This window comes from Vibrio sp. St2 (assembly GCF_947311885.1).
Classification (GTDB): Bacteria; Pseudomonadota; Gammaproteobacteria; order Enterobacterales; family Vibrionaceae; genus Vibrio; species Vibrio coralliilyticus.
Window position 1 is genome coordinate 320,034 of sequence record NZ_CAMZNA010000001.1, and the last position, 18,295, is coordinate 338,328.

An 18,295-nucleotide genomic window follows, 5' to 3' on the forward strand; every position below is an offset into this window, starting at 1 on the left:
ACCCAGTTTTAGGGTGTCTCGGGGATAGAGAGCCAAAGAGCTCAACGGAAAAACATGAGGTTACAAAAATGACAGACCAGATTAAGGAATATGATGTGCTTGGCGTGGGCTTTGGCCCTGCTAACCTGTCAATTGCGATTGCGTTAGAAGAAACGGCGCAGAACCAAGAATTAAGCTACTGCTTCCTAGAGCAGAAATCTCATTTCGAATGGCATGGTGGCATGTTGCTAGATGGCACTCGAATGCAGATTTCTTGTTTGAAAGATTTGGTGACGCTGCGCAATCCAACCAGCCCTTATTCCTTTGTAAACTACCTACATTCACATGACCGCTTAAGTTCATTCATCAACTTGGGCTCTTTGCACCCTTCACGCGTCGAATTCAATGACTACCTGACTTGGGTTGCAAACCAGTTTGATTCTGTCGTGACTTATGGACAACGCGTTATCGACATCGAACCGATTGAAGTTGATGGCGAAATTACTAAAGTTCGCGTTGTCTCAACGGATATCAACGGCAATCAAACAGTACGTATTGCGAAAAACCTATTGATTGGTATGGGTGGTATGCCGAAACTTCCAGAGCTGTTTAACGGCCTGAGTGACGAGAAGGTGATCCATTCATCGAAATACAAGGTGTGGCGTGAACAGTTTAATGCTGGTACGGAGACACCTAAGATTGCGGTTGTCGGTGCTGGTCAAAGTGCTGCCGAGATCTTCGTTGACCTGACAAACCGTTATGAAGAAGGTGAAGTTCACTTAGTTAACCGTAATTTTGCCCTACACCCAGCAGATGACAGTGCATTCGTTAACGAGATCTTCGATCCTGAGTTCACAGATCACGTATACAAGAGCACTGATGAAGAGCGTAAAACTATCCTTTCTCGATTCAATGGCACAAACTATTCAGTTGTCGATACCGAAGAGCTTAGCGCGATTTATGAGCGTCTATACCTTCAGCGCGTAACTGGCGAAGGCAAGCACCAACATCTGCGCTGCCACGATATTCAAGAAGTAGGGCAGAAAGAAGGTAAGATTGCGCTTCGTTATAACGATCGCATTCATAGCGAGCAAAACTGGCACGACTACGATGCGGTTGTCCTTGCTACTGGCTATCGCTACGATCAGTTCAACCAAATGTTGAACAAGCTAGAACCACTAATGTCGGACAAGCAGGTTGAGCGTCATTATCGTCTTCCAATGCAGGAATCTTGCAAAGTGAACGTATTCCTTCAAGGCTGCTGTGAATCATCCCATGGCCTGAGCGATACTTTGCTTTCTGTTCTGGCAGTGCGTTCGAAAGAGATTGTAGACTCGCTATTTGCGAACTTTGAAACAGAAAAAGTCGCAGAAGAAGCATAAAGCATCAAACAGACTATAAGGGCCGTAACATACAGTGTTACGGCCTTTTTGTTTTTGGAATTACTTATTGATAATTAAGAGTTTAATAAACAAAAACATGCTTTATAACTAAGAAGAATCAAAGAACTGTGAGCGAGCTCTGACGGTTGTTTCTTCATCACGCCTATGTTTGTGCTGGTTATAAAACCACCACATTAAACACAACGTTGGTCCAGAGGCTTTTATGAAGAAGAAAATAATAACTACCGTTCTACTCAGTGCTCCTATTTCGCTCAATGCAGCAGAGTTCCCACGATTGGATGAAGCACTACCCAGTTTGATTGATATATCGGCTCAGGTTCCTGTTTTCGATTGGGATGGTGATGGTTGCTATCCCGCAGCGGGTGTAAGCCGTAATGGAGAGATGAATCCGGGGTTGAAACCAACTGGAGCGCTCAATGGAAGTTGTAGAGATGCAGGCTTTCTCGATATTTCCAATACCCTTCACCGTTACGCTTGCATACAGGGAAGTGATGGGCAGGAGTACTGTGCTCAAGCCTATGACACCTATTACGAAAAAGATCAGGCAATTCCGGGGATAGGGTTAGGGGGCCATCGCCACGACTGGGAATCAGTCATCATCTGGACAATTGATGATGCTGTTGCATATGGTTCAGTGAGCTGTCATGGCGATTTGGAAACCAAGCCAAGAGAACAATTACCAATGGAAGGCGAACATCTAAAAGTGGTTTACCACAAGGATGGTATTTTGACTCATTGTATCCGTTTTGCCAAAGACAATGAGGTTGCAGAAAACCACTATGGGCAGTTTGTAACGCCGCCAGTAACTTCTTGGTATGAACTGTCAGGTGATAATCTCTCCAATGAAGCTATGCGCAATAAACTCAATAGTTTTGACTACGGAAAAGCGTCAATCAAAGTGAAAGACAGCTCTTTTCTGACTCACATTAATCAGTGGCGACCAGCTGGGTTCCCGCAATTTACTCAGCAGAGTGTCGAAGCTTCCAATCCTTATTAAACGTAGTAAATCGAATGGCCTAATCCATATTAGGCCATTTCTCTTCTTCTATGCGTGATTCAGCATGTTCGGTCAAAGTGAAAAATTGACACAATCTTCATGAAGCAATTAATCAACGTGTTACTTTCGGTTGGGTTATATCTCAACGTATTGCATGAGGAAGTTGAATAGATGCAAGTACAAGCGAAACCAGGGTTAAAGCTGATTGCGATTCTCGAAGCACTGAAAGGGCTGCTGTCGTTTGCGGTAGCATTAGGTCTACACCTTTTAGCCGGAAAAGATTTGCAGCAGTGGGCTGAGTCTTTAGTTCTGCATGCTCATTTAAACCCTGCCCATCATTTACCGGGTGTGTTCATAGAAGCGATGGGGCGATTTCCGCAAGGCAATGTTCAATGGTTTATGTTGGGCGCATTGGCATACACAGTTATTCGATGGGTTGAGGCTTATGGCTTATGGAAAGGGCTTCGTTGGACGGAGTGGCTAGCACTGATAGGCTGTGTGATCTACGTGCCTTTCGAAGTGTATGGCCTGATTCATCACCCGGGCATAATTGGAGCTGTGATACTTATCGTTAATCTCTTGATAATTGCCTATATTGCAAGAACGTTACAAGCCAAGCCTGAATTTGCAATAGAAAGTTAGCTTGTGCTGGAAATCATGTTTGTTATGCAAACATGATGATGAGTACAGCAGATACTGTAATAGAGTGTAAAAAGCTGTAAACCCGAGAGCGGTATCGCTGGTTTCGAATCTGAAAATAGCTAGAGTGACTAGTGCAGGGTTATGAACCTGTATGTACAAGGCAGACAACGTCAGGAGGTTGCCATGGATAGATATTGCCCGAACTGTGGAATAGAGATGATCGATAAGAATCATGTTTCCATATGTCCGAGAAACGATATTGGAGAGTGTTCTTATGATGGATATCAGAACACGCTAGAGCAGGCTAGCCAAGAGTACACGATACTCGGTAATGAAAAACGGCTAGAGGAAGCGCATTAGATTAACTCAATCTAATGAGATATCTCCAAAAACAACAAAGCCCGCTTTCAGCGGGCTTTGTTATAAAATTTGGTGGGTCCGGGCGAACTCGAATCGCCGACCCCTACCATGTCAAGGTAGTACTCTAACCAACTGAGCTACGGACCCAAATTTTTGTTCTTAGTGCATTTAAGCAAGGAGTGGTGGGTCCGGGCGAACTCGAATCGCCGACCCCTACCATGTCAAGGTAGTACTCTAACCAACTGAGCTACGGACCCAAATTTTTGTTCTTAGTGCATTTAAGCAAGGAGTGGTGGGTCCGGGCGAACTCGAATCGCCGACCCCTACCATGTCAAGGTAGTACTCTAACCAACTGAGCTACGGACCCAAATTTTTGTTCTTAGTGCATTTAAGCAAGGAGTGGTGGGTCCGGGCGAACTCGAATCGCCGACCCCTACCATGTCAAGGTAGTACTCTAACCAACTGAGCTACGGACCCATTCCTTAAGAACGAGATGGATATTACCGAGACTTTTTGGGTCGTGCAAGAGCAAATTATTGGTTTTTAAACTGTTTGCTTCACAACTAATCGAATTGGCGTTTTTTTATACCAAAATGGAAAAGGAGAGCGGGATTGCTCTCCTCTAAATGATTGATTTATCGTCCTCGCCCGTCGACCATGACGATGAGTGTTTTGGTAATGATGCTGATATCCATCAGAATCCAAGATTTTAGCGAACGCAGTGATAAGGCATAACTATGGTCAAAGCCGACTTTTCTGCGAACGTCATCGATACAGGTGTCATAGCCTTGGTTAACTTGCGCTAACCCTGTGATGCCTGGCATTACTCCATAGGTACGGTCAGCAAAGTAAGGTATGGCCGTTTCTAGCTTATTATAAAAGCTAGGGCGTTCAGGGCGTGGGCCAATCAATGACATATCGCCTCGGATTACATTAAACAACTGCGGGATCTCATCTAGGCGTGTCTTTCTCAGGAAACGACCAACTGGAGTAATTCGTGGGTCGTTCTCTGTCGCCCAGACTGCACCTGTACGCGTTTCTGCATCGACATACATGGTGCGAAACTTAATGATTTCAAAGAACATCATTTGTTCTGGTGTCGATTTGCCCACACGCAGCTGCTTATAGAAAATAGGTCCTTTGGAGTCGAGTTTTATGGCTAAGGCAATCGCGGGCAAGATGGGTGAAAGCATCAAAAGCCCGATTACAGCGCATAGAAAATCGAAGATACGTTTTGCTAACCAGATTGAATATAAAGAAGATACGTTGCTCATAAGATGCTCCTTATCATTGAATTCTTGTCCAACGAGTGGCTTCGAAACCGAACAAATAGCGTAAGCCACCAATTAGGTTGGCAAAGTGTCCTGCTACTATGTATGTGATTAACTGACAGTATTTATGGCTAAATATATGTGGGAACACATGCCCAAGAATCGCAATTGAGTAAACAGCGAGTTGTGCAATGGTCCCAATGAAAAATATTGGGTGGTGAATAAGTACGACAGAAAGCGCTAGACACAGAATCATGAGGTATGGTGTTATTAGTCTTAAACCTTTGCCTGAAAAGAAAGCAAAAGCGACGCCTTTGTATCGTGGCAAAAACAATTCCGCCAATTGCAGGGCTTGCTGCATGTTGCCAGCAGAAATTCTGAGTCGACGTTTAAAATCGTTGTCGGTGTTGGTTGCTTCAAGCTCTAATGCGATCATGTCCTTGTCATAATCCACTCGATATCCTTTACGAATAATCTCCATTGGAATGATGAAATCGTCGTTGATAACGTTTTGCTTGAGCGGTTCAAACAAGTGAGTTCTGAACAAATAGAAAGCCCCATGAGCGCCAAGTGTGCTACCCAAACTCGCCTCATGCAGTTTCATTCTGCTTTGGTATTGCCAGTATTTGCTTTCACCTTCACTGCCACTAGAAAGTAATTGGTAATGTCCGTTAACAGCACCTACAGTTTTATCTTTGAAGTGTTGGTTGGCGACCAGCAGGGCATCGACAGAAATCAGAGCTGACACATCGCTCAATGCTGTAATGTCACTTGATATCGTTAGCATCTGCTCATTCACTAGTGCAACCTTTCCGCGGTTCTCTTCAAAGACTCGAATTTCAAAATGTGTATCACAGCAAATGGCTTCTTGAATCGTGTTCTGAGCCACTTGAGCAGTATTGTCGGTACAACCATCACAAGCGACGATGACTTTATAGTGCTCTTTCGGGTAATCCAGACAGGCTAAGTTGCGAATTTTGTCTGCGATCCACTGCTCTTCGTTATATGCAGGGATAAGAATGGTGATGTCAGCACATTGTCTATCTGAACGAGCGATCTTGTAACCACGTTCGATTGGTTTTACTTCTTCCACAGGGTGGCGCTTAGAATACCAAGCAAGTACAAGAGGGTAGCCAACATGGTGATAGACGATGAGCCCAGCACAGATTGTGAAGAAAATTCCAATAGTCAGATCAATCATGCGTATTCCTCCTGTGTTATTGCGCTATAGGCATCCACCATTTTTCGAATGTCGTTATTGTTGACAACAAACTGGCGTGGTGAGGATTGAGGGGACTCAAGCAACATTTGGGATAGCTTCAAAGCAAGCTCGCTACTATTTTCTGCTTCCGCGAGCTGACTTGTTATAGGACATAACGTTTCATTGGTGCCACCAACGTTTGTCGCGACGGTAGGAACGCCACACGCTTGCGCTTCCAGTGGAGCAAGGGGGAAACCCTCGCATCTTGATGGCATGCAAAATACATCGAGAGCACGATAAAAGGTTGGCATGTCCTCAACTAAATCGAGAAACCGTACTTGATGAGAGATAGATAAGTCTTCAGCCAGTCGTGTTAATGCGTCCTTTTGGCTTCCTATGCCTGCAATAGCGAGAGTCACATTGCTATTAATGAGAGGGAGTGCCTTGAGTAGGATATCGTGACCTTTTACTTTTTCGAGGCGTCCAGCGGAGCCTATGATTTTTCCATACGTAGGTAGGCCAAGCTCACAGCGTGCCTGTGCCTGAGATCCCGGTTTGAATCTTTCACAGTCTATGCCGTTTTTTATTACAGTGATATTGGCATAGTTGAGTTTCTCATCTAATTGCTCTTTAACTAGCCCAGCATCTGCCACCAGATTGGGACGGGATAGTTTCAAGGCAAGGTTTTGCAACAGAAGATGTTTTTGGTTGTTAAGATGCCAAGCGTCGTGTTCTGTGTGGACTATGTGTTGTACACCTGCCAGTTTAGCTGCAGTCGCTCCATAAATCAGAGGCCCAATGTGGTGAGTGTGAACGACTCTAGGTTTAATTTGTTTGAATAGTTTACGCAGTTTAGATATCGCCTCGAAATCAAAACCGGGCTTCTTTGTTAGAAAGATAAGTTTATCTTCAACGTTCTTTAAGCTAGGCCAGTTAGCCAATGTTTCGCAGCGACTTCCTTCGAGACTGATCAGGAAAACATTCTCGTCTGGTTTAGCAAACTTGAGCATGTTGATGGCTAATGTTTCTAATCCACCTGGTGCCAAATGCTGAACAACATGTATGGTTGTTTTCGGTTGACTGGTCATGCTATTTCCTTGGTGTTCGATGGTTTAAATTAGAAATAGCATAACCTGTGCCAAAAAAAAGTCCCTATATAACAGTGTGTTAAGTTTTCATGTGTGAGGTGTTTTATTTTGAGATTCTTTATGATTGAAACGGTTTTATTTTAGGAATTGCAGTGATCACCTGTTTGCCTGTTAGAGACTGCAACTCACTCGCGCTTCGAACCGAAGTATCAAAAAGCTCAATGAGCGTAGCGATACCACAGCCTAGGCCAATACCTGCGACGAACCCTGCGATAATAAATATGACTATGGGTAGGTTAGCTGGTGAACTTGGCGTATAAGGTAAATCAATGATCTTGACTCGCTTGTTTTGCTCAAAGATACCTAATGAGCCAGTAAGTTGAGCCATTTCATACCTTTGAATCAACTCATCGTAGAGTTGTCTTTTGATTTGAACATCCCTCTGCAACTGGAACATGTCTTTTGCGTTGTCGCCGAAGCGGTTCGCTTGTTGTTCAAGCTCTTCAATCATTTTACGCAAGCTTTTGGTTTCTTCACTCAGGGATTCAAACCTTCCCCGCACTAGCTGAAGGCTGTGTAGTTGGGTAACGAGCAAAGGTTGAATTTGGCTGATGTCAGACAATGTGTTGCTACTCGCGATATCCCAAAGTTGGTCGCTGCTGATATTTGGCTGCTCAACTTTAAGAAGTTCCGAACGTTCGTTTTCAAGTCGACGAAGTTCCCGCTGTTTGCCGAGTACAGCGCTATGACTATCAGTATATTTAGCTCTTAGTAAAGTTAGCTCACTGCGAATTTCTATGATTTGATCTTCAATTTTACCAACGACGGGGTTGGTTTTAGACAGTTGCTGATCGAGTGAGCCCAGACTCCGCTCAACCCCAGCAAGTTCCGCCTCTTTCTCGGCTAAGTTTTGCTTCAGGCTAGCAAGCCTCGCAAGACTCTGGCTCTGCATTTCAGGCGTAACGGAGGCGTTTTTGTTCTTAAAATTAGCAAGCGCTGTTTCTGCTAAGTCGAGATCTTCTCTTCGTTTATCAATATGCATGGTGAGAAACTCACTTGAATCTTTGATTGAAGAGCGTTCTGGGGCCAGCATTTGCTCTATAAAGTGCTCGCTGACAGATTCTAATAGTTCTTTCATGCCTTGAGGTTGAGCAGAAGAAAGCTGGATTTTAAGGAAATCCTTTCCAGGTTGGGTAACCGTTAAGCTTGCTGCGAGCTCTGCGATAACTTGATCCACTTGAAAAGGGGACATTGAATCGTCAATCAGTCCACGCTCTTTGGCAACGGATCTTAAAATATGTCGACTCTTGAGCAAGGTACTCAGAGCTGCCAAACGCTCCTTGAGCATGGTTGAAACTGCGATATCTTCCAGAAACGGGTTCATTTTTGCTGTTTCCTGAATCAGCATACTGGTATGGGAAACGTATTTCTCCGGAGCCATTTTCCCGACGAAGTATCCAGCAAAAGGCATGATCAGCATTGGTAGAACAATTACGTACCTCTGCCTCCAAGCTGCATTAAGGATAATTATAAAGCGCAGTTTCAGTTCATTCATAGTGACTCCAGAAGCTGATTGACAACTCGACTTCGAGCATCCCAGCTGTCGCGACGAACAATCTCGGTATCAGTGTTTTCTATACTGAGAACCTGATTGAGTGATTGGCTAAACTGTCTCGCATCGTTGGCAATACTGACGTGTGATCGATAAGGAGCAAGTGCTGGAAACGGCGTTGTAACAACAGGTGTTCCGGCTGCTAGATACTCCATCAGTTTTAAAGGGCTACAGGCTTGAATCTGATCATTGAACAAGAAAGGCAGCATGCTCGCATCCCAGTGTTGACTGTATCGAGGCAACTCTCGGTGTGGTTTGGGGCCTAAGTAAAATACATTTGGAAAATTCGGCAAAGGATTATGATCTAGTTCCAATGGCCCGATAAAAACGAAGTTCCAGTGAGGATTATCCAAACAGACTTGAGCTATCAATTTATAGTCCAGCCATTGGGATATGCTGCCGTAAAAACCAGCAATAGGCTTACCGTCTAAGGGAAGGTCTCGAGCACGGCTTATTGAGGTGTTAAACAATTCATAGTCTACGCCATGAGGGATGTGCGCGGTTTTTAGTCCGTCAAACTTTTTGCAGATTTCCTCGCTTGCACCCAAGATAAGGTGAGCTTTTTCAGCTAGCTTTCTCTCATGATTACTCACTGTTTCATGATCAACACCAGCAAGCGAGTTGAAATCGTCTCCACAGTAATAAACAACCGCAGCTTCATCTAGGTTGCCACATAAATCCGCAGCAGTCGGAAGAGAAGTCCACAAAATCGGTTTTGTTAGCCCCAGCTTTTCGATGATGGGCTTGAGTTGAGCTAATAGCATGGACTTTGCTATTTCCCTTGCCCACGAAGATTTTGGAGCAGGGATAGTTTTTAAGTTTACGACAGTGATATTTGTACTCAGTTGCTCATTCTTCGACGAGTAGCCTTTTTTGCTTTGGCCTAGTAGTTTGGCGAAAGCACGAGCAAAATCTTTTTTATTAAGCTTAGGCTGACGTAGGCCGATTGAGTTAACCCAAAGCACTTTTCTATTCGCAGCTAGTCGAGAAACGATGTGTTGTGTACTTGAAGGTAAGCCTCCAAAGTCTTCACCAAATACGATGAGATCACGCATTATTCCATCTCCTTACTCGTTAGTTTACGAACCACTTTGGCGGGGTTGCCAGCTGCAACAACATAGGAAGGAAGGCTTTTCGTTACGACACTGCCAGCCCCTACGATGGTACCTTGACCGATAGTAACGTTCGGGCAGACGGTAACATTTGTGCCTAACCAAACGTCTCTTTCTAAGGTGATGTTGCCAATGTCTCTTTCACTATCGCCAGCCCCCAAGGCTCTTTTCCCCGCGTGTAAAGAATGGCCAGAATAACCAAAGAGAAACGCTCTACCGGCCATTCTTACGTTGTCGCCAATAACAATGCGTTTACCAACCGCTATTGTAGTTTGCCATCCTATGTCGACGTTATTGCCAACGATAAGCTCTGTTTCTAATGATTGGGTGCGACCGCTGAATGTGCTTTGTCCTGAGATCCTGCAGTCGTCTCCCAAATAAATTTTAAGGGGGCCGGTTACGAGTGGAACACCACCAAATAGATAAAGTCGTTTGCCAAATTGAGTGAGGCGGCCTTTAAAGGCTGGCGTTTGAATCAGAATTCTAACCATATTGGCAAAGAGGGCTTTGCTTCCGTTGTAGAGAAAAGCAGTTGTTTTATTGAAGATACTTGGAGTTGGAAGGTCGCAAGCGCGAATGTTTTTCAAAATGACAAACAATTTGCGATAAACAGGGTTCGGGTTCTCTTTTAGCCAAATCTTGACCTCGTTAATGTGTGTAGCCAGCATAAGCGCCTCCGCATATTTATAATTCAATAGGAGGTGTTACACGTAACGTGCCAAAAATTAAAGTTATTAAAAACAATTGGTTATGTATTAATCTTGTCGCTTATCTGCGTATTCTCATTTTGAGAATGGTTTTGAACAATACGATTCAGGGCGATACATAGAGCGGCAAGGATATAAATAGGCCAGGTAAAACCTTGAGTGAGGAATGTGCCCGACACGATTGTCCCCATAATGCCAGCGTATACTGCTGCGGCTGTTGCATGAAGGTAAGGAGAGTAATTATCTGGCACTGCATCTAGAAGTGACAGCGTTTGTTTGCTGGTTTTGACCAGTGAGTAAATACACCCAATGAATACAATCAGGCCAAGGAAACCTGTTTCTGCAAGCACACCAAACCAGGTCGAATGTACGGCATGGTTTAGTCCGTCCCAGTGAGGGCTATAGAAAAAGTAATTAGCGTAGAAGTTGTTCAGTCCAACGCCTGTTAAAGGATTGGCGACAGCCATACCAAATGCCGCTTCCCAAGCATAGAGCCGACCCATCGCTGAAGCATCAATGCCTTCTTCAGCGGCGCCTCCTGATTGTCTGTCAGAAATCCCCGCTGCTGCAAACAGAACAAGTAAACCGATAGTTCCAATCAACGCGAGTAGAAACTTGGAACGTATAATACGCAAGCCGAATATTCCGAATACCGCGATTGAGCCGAGTAATCCACCTCGGCTTTGGGTTGCGATAACAGCATTCAACGCCAATATCGTAGCGACTAAACCCAGAATTCGAACGCTGCCAAGGTTTTTTGTGGTCATCAAACTGATGGCAAAGGCAAGGGGGAACATAAGCACTAGTGACAAATCATTTGGGTCACCCAAAACTGAACCAAGTTGACGGCCAATGGTGACACGTGTTCCTTCTACTAGGCCAATGCCATTAATGGAGTTGGATAGGGCTACAAATGCAATCAGACTTCCTGCTAATACGATTAGAATACTAATGCGTTTGACATTTTGAACGCTATTTACGAGCCATGCGATTGCCAGAGTCATGACGATGATCTTCCAATAGATCGACTTGAAGTAGGTAATAGCTAAACCGGGATTGGATGATAATACGGCTCCAACGAGCACCAACAGCCAAAACACTGCGAACCAAGTCAGGCTTTGATGCCAGAACATCTGAAGATTCTTGCTGATTAAACTGTGCCACAACAGAGCACTTAAGGCTCCTACTGAAAGTAACAAAGGGATTTTTAGCGAGTAAAGAGCAGGGATAGCTTCGTGAATTCTGAAAAATGAAAACAAGACAAATAAGCTGACCAACCAAAAAGTTTGGTTTAGCACGAAAAGTATCCCAAGCGGCATCATGCTAAGCACAATGGCAACAGCGGGATGAGGGACGAGCTTCCAAACCAGTGCAATAAAGATACACACGCCAGAGGTAATGACGGCCGGATAAAGCTTATCTGCATGTATCATAGTGTGCGCTCCACATGATTATGACGATGAGCTTTTTGGACAGAACTTGCAGAAAGCGAAATAAATCTTAGTTTGTGCAGCAATGCGATTAGCGCCATAGGTTGCAATACAAGCATTACTCCAGCTGTTTCTAATGAGTGATTGAACCACCCACTGATCGTGAATAGTGAACTAATAAGGACAAACGCCAACAATGCGCCATACCGATAGGGAATATGGCATAGTGACTGGCTTAGGTGGTATATCAAAGTAAGGCGAATAAATTGGCCCATACACAGGCAGAGTAGGATAGCTGTCACGCCTGTTTCTTTAGTCAGCCAAGCACTGACGAGTGCCACTACTGTCGCAACAATATTGATGACAAAAAGCTTGCTTGTCTGCTTTGCATACAACACACCGATATTGAGCATTTCTACCATTTCTTTGAGCAACATTATTACGATACACAGAACAACAAGCTGACCAGCAGATTGGTAGTCACTGGGTAGCGCAAGGCTGATAAAACATTGGCTAATCCACATAACAATGACACCCAGGAAGCACAAAGCGATAATGCCGTGTTGAGTGTTAAGCGCGACTTTTTCTTTGCCGACAGTTTCAAGTACTTCAAAGCGCTTTGGCATCCACCACATATGGAAGGGTTGAATCAGAATCCCCAACGCAAGGGCAAATTTGGCGGCAACTGCATAGATACCTAAGGTTTCTAATGTGTGCGCTTCGGCAATGATCCATCGCTCGGCGCCAGAAAGTCCAAACGCGACTGCGGCTGATAGCATCAAAGGGAACGAGTATTGGATGTAGCGTTTGTAGTGAACAAGGGTAGGCAGTTTGAAAGAAAGCTTGTTGTGGAAATGGAGATAAGTTACCTGAAGTACGGCACACAGAACGCCAACGCTAAATAATAAAGTAACGTCTGGATTGTTGGTGAGTATCAAAATGACCAGAGAGACCTGAATGAGCAAAGTAACAAAACTGATTTTGAAAAAAGTCACCGCCTTGTTGTTTAGTCTTAACCAAGCTAAGCAAATTGCGAGAGGTGCCTCAACTATTACTACGATCGTTATCAGTGTCATTTGTTCAGTGTTGATGGTTAACGCTGCATGAGACACGGCAAAATAACCTGCGAATAATACCCCTGCGAGTAGCAAGGATGTCGAAAAAGAACTGGAGTACAATTCGCATACTCGAGCAAAGCGAGTTGATGCATCCTTTATCGTACCGATGAAGCGATAAAGATTTTCGTGCATTGCTAAACCGACCATCAGGCTGAAAAAAACAGTGGTGATAGAAAGTAATTCAAGGTGGCCAAACTGTGATGGTGTTAAGTAACTTGCCATGAAGGGGAGCATGAGTAGTGATGTCCCTTTCATCATAAGCAGGCTCAGAGCATAGAGCGCCATACTGGTGACGTTGTCTTGTTTAAACCACTGCAATATTCTATGTCGCATAACATGTTCCTTAGTGGCTCTGAGGTTTAGGCTCACGAGATAGCTTTAGGTACGGATTAGGGTCTATGGTTTTAACAAAGTCTAAGTAGCGCTGTTCTGCTCGATACTCTTCAGCAATCATCATTCCATTATCAATACAGCGTTTGAAGTTGGTGCGATCTTTAACGGCATATAATAGGGCATCACACAACGAGTTAGCATCATCAGGTAAATATTTGATGCAGTTGAGATTGTGTGTCAGGCGTTTATCCCAGTAAGAACCATCTTGAGGGATAACGACACACATCCCCGCAGCTAAGGCTTCTAAAATGGACAAACCAAACGGTTCTTTGTGGCTGGTGGAAACAAAGATGTTGGATTGGCTTCTAATCGTGTCTAATTCTTGCGGGTCTTGGTACCAATTCGTGTACTTAATTACAACGGGCGCGGTACTTGTCGGAATGGCTGTATCAACGGGCCTGATGTAACAGATGTTAGATGCAATTGGTTTGATATGTGCAGCATGTTTAAGTGCCTCGACAAACAAGTCCAGTCCTTTCCATTTTAATAAAGATGCAGCCCAAAAGCAGACGGGGAAATCTGTTTGGCAACGTGTTGGCCATCTGTCCTCGGGTAAACCGTTAACGAAGGTATGGTATTTGCGAGACGTCAAATACATCTCCACAAGGGAACCTGAGTCTTCTATGGACGTTTTGCGCTCCAGATATGTTCTCAGCGCGACAGAAATACTTGGTCTGCAGGAGGGCAGATAAAACACTTTGTCAGCAACAGTTAAGCAGTAACCGATAGACCTTGAATTTCCAACGTGCCCATGAATAAACTGAACTAATTCAATGTTTTTTAATAACTTTACAATGTAAAGTGGCATGTCCATACCTGGCCCAGATGCGCCGATAGCTCTGTCAATGCTCTTGTACTTGATCAAGAAAAATAGAAGGCATAAGGCGGTATAACACTGGCTTAGCCAATATAGGAGGCCGTAATGCTGCTTAGCCAATGGTTTTATAAGAGGCAATGCAACTATATCTACTGAGTGTGATGCTGTAAGCTTACAGCTCTTCCAGAATTCCACATCAGCTGTGGCGATAACAAAGTGGTTGATATCGGCTCGACACAAACTTAACGCTTCGACAGTGGCGATTTTTGATCCGCCTTTGAATGTTATTGGATCGAAGATCAGTGTTTTTGTCACGTTTGAATTAACCATGCTGACCTCCCATAGCAATGCGCTTTGCCAAATAGGTTTTTAGCGGGATAAATGTGCGCCAGAAAGAGACTGAAGGTTGGTGGGATACCATAATTTTCTTGTAAACACCGATGATACGATGGCTTGATAGCGAAACATTGAATTTGGTTTCGATGTGTTCACTGGCATTACTGGCGAGTTGTCGCCCAAAGTCAGGGTTGTCGACTAATACTCTCATGGCCTTGCTTAATGGACCCACGCCACTGTTGGGGTAGAGAATACCGGTCTCACCATGTTGAACAAACTCTGGGATACCACCTTCAAAAGGTGCTACAACTGGAATCTTGGCAACAGCGGCTTCAGCAATAACAAGTCCAAAAGCTTCGCTTCTAGCACCGCTTACAAAGGCATCACAGCCTTTCAACCAACCTACTGCATTGTTTTGTTCACCGACAAAGTGAACCCTGTTTTCCAAATACAACTTCTTGGCGTGCTTCTCTAGCTCGTTTCTGAGTGGACCGTCGCCAATGACCAAAAGGTGTGTATTCGGATATTCAAAGTTCAAATGCCTTAACGCTACGATAAGCCGATCGATACCTTTGCGGTGAATTAGAGAACCGACTGTTGCATAAAGGAAGTCGTTGTCGTTTATTCCGAGTACTTTTTTCGTTTCGACAGTCTGTTGCTCGTCGAGTTTAGAAACATGCAATCCGTTATGAATGACTGACAAATGCTCACGAGGGTACCCCTCAGATTTGAGCTGGCTGGCAACATATTCACTGACAGAGATGATGTGTGGGGATAAATGCAGGCCTAGTGTTAATCGGTCTCTTGCAGGATAGGGGCTGTGTAGCTGAGTCACCATTGGAACCTGTTTAATTCGGGCTGCGAGTACCATCCATTGGCATGGGGCACCACTGTTGACATGAACGACGTCAATGCTTTCTCTTTGGAGGATTTTACAAGCTTTACGGACCAGATAGCCCCAACCTAGAAAATCGAATCTGGGGGCGAGCCATCCAAGTAGGAGAGGGAATGCATCGGCTTCGGATGAGATGTTGTTACGCAAGGCATAACGGTGCAAAGAAGAGTTATTGGTCCATAGATGTACAGAGAATCCCTGGTCAGAGCACTGTTCCATTAGGTCAATGAGGCACTGCTCGCTTCCGCGAATCCAGTCATTTCCGTAGTGAACAAACAGTATTTTTTTCTTCATTGTTATTCCCCTTTGCCATTTATACGAGGAACAACGCAATTGAGATGCCAAGATTTAAGGCTGTCTAACTTTATGAAAAGTAGACAAAAAAAATATTAACTATTTTACGAGAGTGTTTTTCTCAATATGAGAATCAGATTGACGACCAGATTTTTTGTAGAGTTGTAGCAATTTAGGAATGACTGCAGAAGAGGAAAATTGTTCTCGAACTGTGCAAATCGCTTGCTGAGATATCTTTTGTCTTTCGTCGTCTGTTAACTGTTCTAGAGTTCGTAAAACATCAGCAATCTGAGCAGCCGTATCGACCAAATATCCATTCTGACCACTGGTAATCAGTTTAGGAAGATCTCCAACCTTTAACGCGATGACAATACACCCTCTGGACATGGCTTCAAGCGCCGCCATAGGCAAACCTTCAAATCGAGAGCAAATGATAAGTACGCCTATGTGTCCCCAAACCAAATCCATGTTGCTTTGATGACCATGGAGTTGAACATTTTGCGGCGCTAATTGAGAAATCTCTGCTTCTAACGGACCTGAGCCATAGATGTGAAAGGATAAATCTGGGCGGCTTTTAGCGCATCGAATGAACCTGTCCGGTCCTTTTTCATGGCTTAGGCGACCAACAAAGGCGATCTGCTCTCCTGTGCTTACACTGGCTTTTGAATCATCAATGAAATTATTCAACCTAAGGGTGGTAGCAGGGATCTTTTGGCTCACTTTCTCACTGACGGCAAGTGAGAGCGTAGAAATAAGCGCCGTGTAGCGGTCGACAAAATCATAAGCCCAGACTTTACCTGTTGGTGTTTCGCCAGCGTGATAGGTGGTTATTTGTTTGGCTCCGGTCAAAACACGTGCACATTTAGACTGCAGACTAGCTTTGTACCCATGAGCATGGATAAGAGTTGTTGGTGAATGTTTAATTTTCTGGATAAGTGCGAACAAAGGTTGAGTGGCCAGGTCAGATAAGTACTGGTAAGGGATCGCTTCTTTTTCCAGTTTTTCTACGAGGGGAGAACGCTGTTGATAACGTTTTATCAGCAACACCTCAACACTTGTGTTGTGATGCTTGAGCCCTTTAGCGAGCTCAAGTACGTAGGTTTCAATGCCGCCAAACGTCAGGCTATCGATGACTAGCCAAACATCAATCCGCGTATTGCTGCTCATCTTCTTCGGCTTCCCAAGCCTGTTTTTTACGATAAACGGTTGATGGACTCAACTCGAGTAATACCGCTGCGTTGAGGACATTACCATCGCAAAAATCAATGGCTTGCTGAATGGTTTCTCTCTCTACCTGCCACATTGGCCGTATTGTTACCGGCGTAGAACTTTGTGTGTTAACACTCTCAACCACTGGAGTTGATGCTTGTATTGCCGTATCCACCGCTTCTACTGGTGATGCTTGAGCAGGAGCTTCATAGCGGATTGCTGCTTGGGCCGCTCTGGGCTTAGCCGATTTATTGCTTTTTGAAATCTGATCAGGAAGGTGAGCGACAGAGAGCTTTGATTCGTCGTTGAGAACAACTATATTGCGAATGACATTTTGCAGCTGTCTCACATTACCGGGCCAGGAGTAGTGCTTGAGTAAAGATTCAGCGTCTCGGTTAATACCATTGAACTTCTTACCGTCTTCTTTAGCGAACAGCTTAAGGAAATGAGTCGCTAGTGTTGTGATGTCATTCCCACGCTCTCTCAAAGGAGGCATCTCAATCGGCACAACATGAACGCGGTAGTACAAGTCTTCTCGGAATCGGCCTTCTTCAACTTCTAGCAATGGATCACGGTTGGTCGCGCAGATTATCCGCACATCGACCTTCATTTCTTTCGAACCCCCGAGTGGGGTGAAAGTACCTGTCTGCAGGAAACGTAGCAGTTTCTTCTGCATTTCCAGCTCCATCTCACATAACTCGTCAAGGAAGAGCGTTCCTCCATGAGCTAAAGATGCCGCGCCTTTTCTGTCCGTAGTCGCCCCTGTGAATGCACCTTTTACATGGCCAAAAATTTCGCTTTCCATAAGATCTTTCGGAATAGCACCACAGTTGATGGCGATAAAAGGTTTATCGTTTCGTTTACTTTCTTTGTGAATTGCTTCTGCGCACACTTCTTTACCGGTGCCGCTTTCTCCAATGATGAAAACACTCGCTGTTGTTGGTGCAACAGAGTCGATGATTTTGTATACGCCCTGCATAGGTAGACAAGAGCCGATGAATCCATGGAAGCGATTTCTGTCGAATTTCGCTTCGATATCTTCGACTAAGTGTTCGAGTTTAGCTTGCTGTAAGTGGAGGTTTATCGACGTTTTGAGTCGGTCTGCCTGAATCGGCTTTTCGAGAAAGTCTTTAGCCCCTTTCTGAAGCAAGCTTACCGCGATATCCACGGAACCGTGTGCGGTTGCAACGACGACGGAGGTTGGTACTTGATTCTCGTTGATCCAGTCCAGGATATCTTCGCCGTTCATGTCCGGAAGCTTGAGATCTAAAATCACAAGTTGTGGTACGTTTCGTTCTATGAATGCTTTGGCATCACGACCTGTTTCAACATGAAACAGGTCAAACGCTTCATCTTTTACGTACTGTTTGTAAAGGACTGCCAGAGATGTGGAGTCTTCAATCAGTAGTACTTTTGCTCTCATGTGACGTC

16 protein-coding genes and 4 tRNA genes are annotated in these 18,295 nt (G+C 44.5%); 4 read left to right on the forward strand and 16 right to left on the reverse strand.

Features of this window, described 5'->3' with window-relative positions; translation table 11 throughout:
- The first annotated feature begins 68 nt into the window (after window positions 1-68).
- From QMA41_RS01370 to QMA41_RS01385, 4 genes are all read left to right on the forward strand, one after another.
- Window positions 69-1,361 (forward strand): lysine N(6)-hydroxylase/L-ornithine N(5)-oxygenase family protein, encoded by a 1,293-nt coding sequence (locus QMA41_RS01370; RefSeq protein ID WP_038159101.1) that lies wholly within the window; start codon window positions 69-71, stop codon window positions 1,359-1,361.
- 223 nt (window positions 1,362-1,584) lie between these two features.
- Window positions 1,585-2,379 (forward strand): NPP1 family protein, encoded by a 795-nt coding sequence (locus QMA41_RS01375; RefSeq protein WP_281628642.1) that lies wholly within the window; start codon window positions 1,585-1,587, stop codon window positions 2,377-2,379.
- 171 nt (window positions 2,380-2,550) lie between these two features.
- Window positions 2,551-3,021, forward strand: coding sequence for a DUF2127 domain-containing protein (locus QMA41_RS01380; RefSeq protein WP_281628643.1), 471 nt, complete (start codon window positions 2,551-2,553; stop codon window positions 3,019-3,021).
- Between the two features lie 183 nt (window positions 3,022-3,204).
- Window positions 3,205-3,381 (forward strand): hypothetical protein, encoded by a 177-nt coding sequence (locus QMA41_RS01385; protein WP_019277768.1) that lies wholly within the window; start codon window positions 3,205-3,207, stop codon window positions 3,379-3,381.
- A 70-nt stretch (window positions 3,382-3,451) separates the two neighbouring features.
- On the opposite strand, the gene QMA41_RS01390 is transcribed toward QMA41_RS01385, so the two are convergent.
- The 16 genes from QMA41_RS01390 to QMA41_RS01465 all read right to left on the reverse strand — a co-directional run bounded on the left by QMA41_RS01390 (window position 3,452) and on the right by QMA41_RS01465 (window position 18,287).
- Window positions 3,452-3,528: transfer RNA gene (locus QMA41_RS01390), tRNA-Val, on the reverse strand.
- Between the two features lie 33 nt (window positions 3,529-3,561).
- Window positions 3,562-3,638 (reverse strand) — tRNA-Val (locus QMA41_RS01395).
- Window positions 3,639-3,671: 33 nt separating this feature from the next.
- Window positions 3,672-3,748 (reverse strand) — tRNA-Val (locus QMA41_RS01400).
- 33 nt (window positions 3,749-3,781) lie between these two features.
- A tRNA-Val gene (locus tag QMA41_RS01405) sits at window positions 3,782-3,858 on the reverse strand.
- Window positions 3,859-4,016: 158 nt separating this feature from the next.
- Entirely contained in the window at window positions 4,017-4,655 is a 639-nt protein-coding gene (locus QMA41_RS01410; protein WP_006962371.1) for a sugar transferase, read from the reverse strand.
- Between the two features lie 13 nt (window positions 4,656-4,668).
- A complete protein-coding gene (locus QMA41_RS01415; protein ID WP_172854829.1) occupies window positions 4,669-5,853 on the reverse strand; it encodes a glycosyltransferase family 2 protein in 1,185 nt (394 codons plus the stop codon).
- Window positions 5,850-6,941, reverse strand: a complete 1,092-nt coding sequence (locus QMA41_RS01420) for a glycosyltransferase (RefSeq protein WP_065740007.1) — start codon at window positions 6,939-6,941, stop codon at window positions 5,850-5,852. Before QMA41_RS01420 ends, QMA41_RS01415 begins: the two co-directional genes overlap by 4 nt.
- Window positions 6,942-7,059: 118 nt before the next feature.
- Window positions 7,060-8,496, reverse strand: coding sequence for a chain-length determining protein (locus QMA41_RS01425; RefSeq protein WP_281628644.1), 1,437 nt, complete (start codon window positions 8,494-8,496; stop codon window positions 7,060-7,062).
- On the reverse strand, window positions 8,493-9,608 hold the full coding sequence (locus QMA41_RS01430; RefSeq protein ID WP_038159116.1) for a glycosyltransferase: 1,116 nt from the start codon (window positions 9,606-9,608) through the stop codon (window positions 8,493-8,495). Before QMA41_RS01430 ends, QMA41_RS01425 begins: the two co-directional genes overlap by 4 nt.
- Complete coding sequence (locus QMA41_RS01435) at window positions 9,608-10,333, reverse strand: acyltransferase (RefSeq protein ID WP_281628645.1); 726 nt, start codon at window positions 10,331-10,333, stop codon at window positions 9,608-9,610. Before QMA41_RS01435 ends, QMA41_RS01430 begins: the two co-directional genes overlap by 1 nt.
- 80 nt (window positions 10,334-10,413) lie before the next feature.
- Complete coding sequence (locus tag QMA41_RS01440; RefSeq protein WP_281628646.1) at window positions 10,414-11,805, reverse strand: O-antigen ligase family protein; 1,392 nt, start codon at window positions 11,803-11,805, stop codon at window positions 10,414-10,416.
- Window positions 11,802-13,253, reverse strand: coding sequence for a lipopolysaccharide biosynthesis protein (locus QMA41_RS01445; protein WP_281628647.1), 1,452 nt, complete (start codon window positions 13,251-13,253; stop codon window positions 11,802-11,804). Before QMA41_RS01445 ends, QMA41_RS01440 begins: the two co-directional genes overlap by 4 nt.
- A 10-nt stretch (window positions 13,254-13,263) precedes the next feature.
- Complete coding sequence (locus QMA41_RS01450) at window positions 13,264-14,460, reverse strand: glycosyltransferase (protein ID WP_019275180.1); 1,197 nt, start codon at window positions 14,458-14,460, stop codon at window positions 13,264-13,266.
- A complete protein-coding gene (locus QMA41_RS01455; RefSeq protein ID WP_065740012.1) occupies window positions 14,453-15,655 on the reverse strand; it encodes a glycosyltransferase in 1,203 nt (400 codons plus the stop codon). Before QMA41_RS01455 ends, QMA41_RS01450 begins: the two co-directional genes overlap by 8 nt.
- Before the next feature lie 99 nt (window positions 15,656-15,754).
- On the reverse strand, window positions 15,755-16,822 hold the full coding sequence (locus QMA41_RS01460) for a glycosyltransferase family 4 protein (protein ID WP_281628648.1): 1,068 nt from the start codon (window positions 16,820-16,822) through the stop codon (window positions 15,755-15,757).
- The gene (locus tag QMA41_RS01465; protein WP_171352681.1) at window positions 16,800-18,287 is read right to left on the reverse strand and encodes a sigma-54 dependent transcriptional regulator; all 1,488 of its coding nucleotides are present in this window, start codon (window positions 18,285-18,287) and stop codon (window positions 16,800-16,802) included. The genes QMA41_RS01460 and QMA41_RS01465 overlap by 23 nt, the downstream gene beginning before the upstream one ends.
- Window positions 18,288-18,295: the final 8 nt, after the last annotated feature.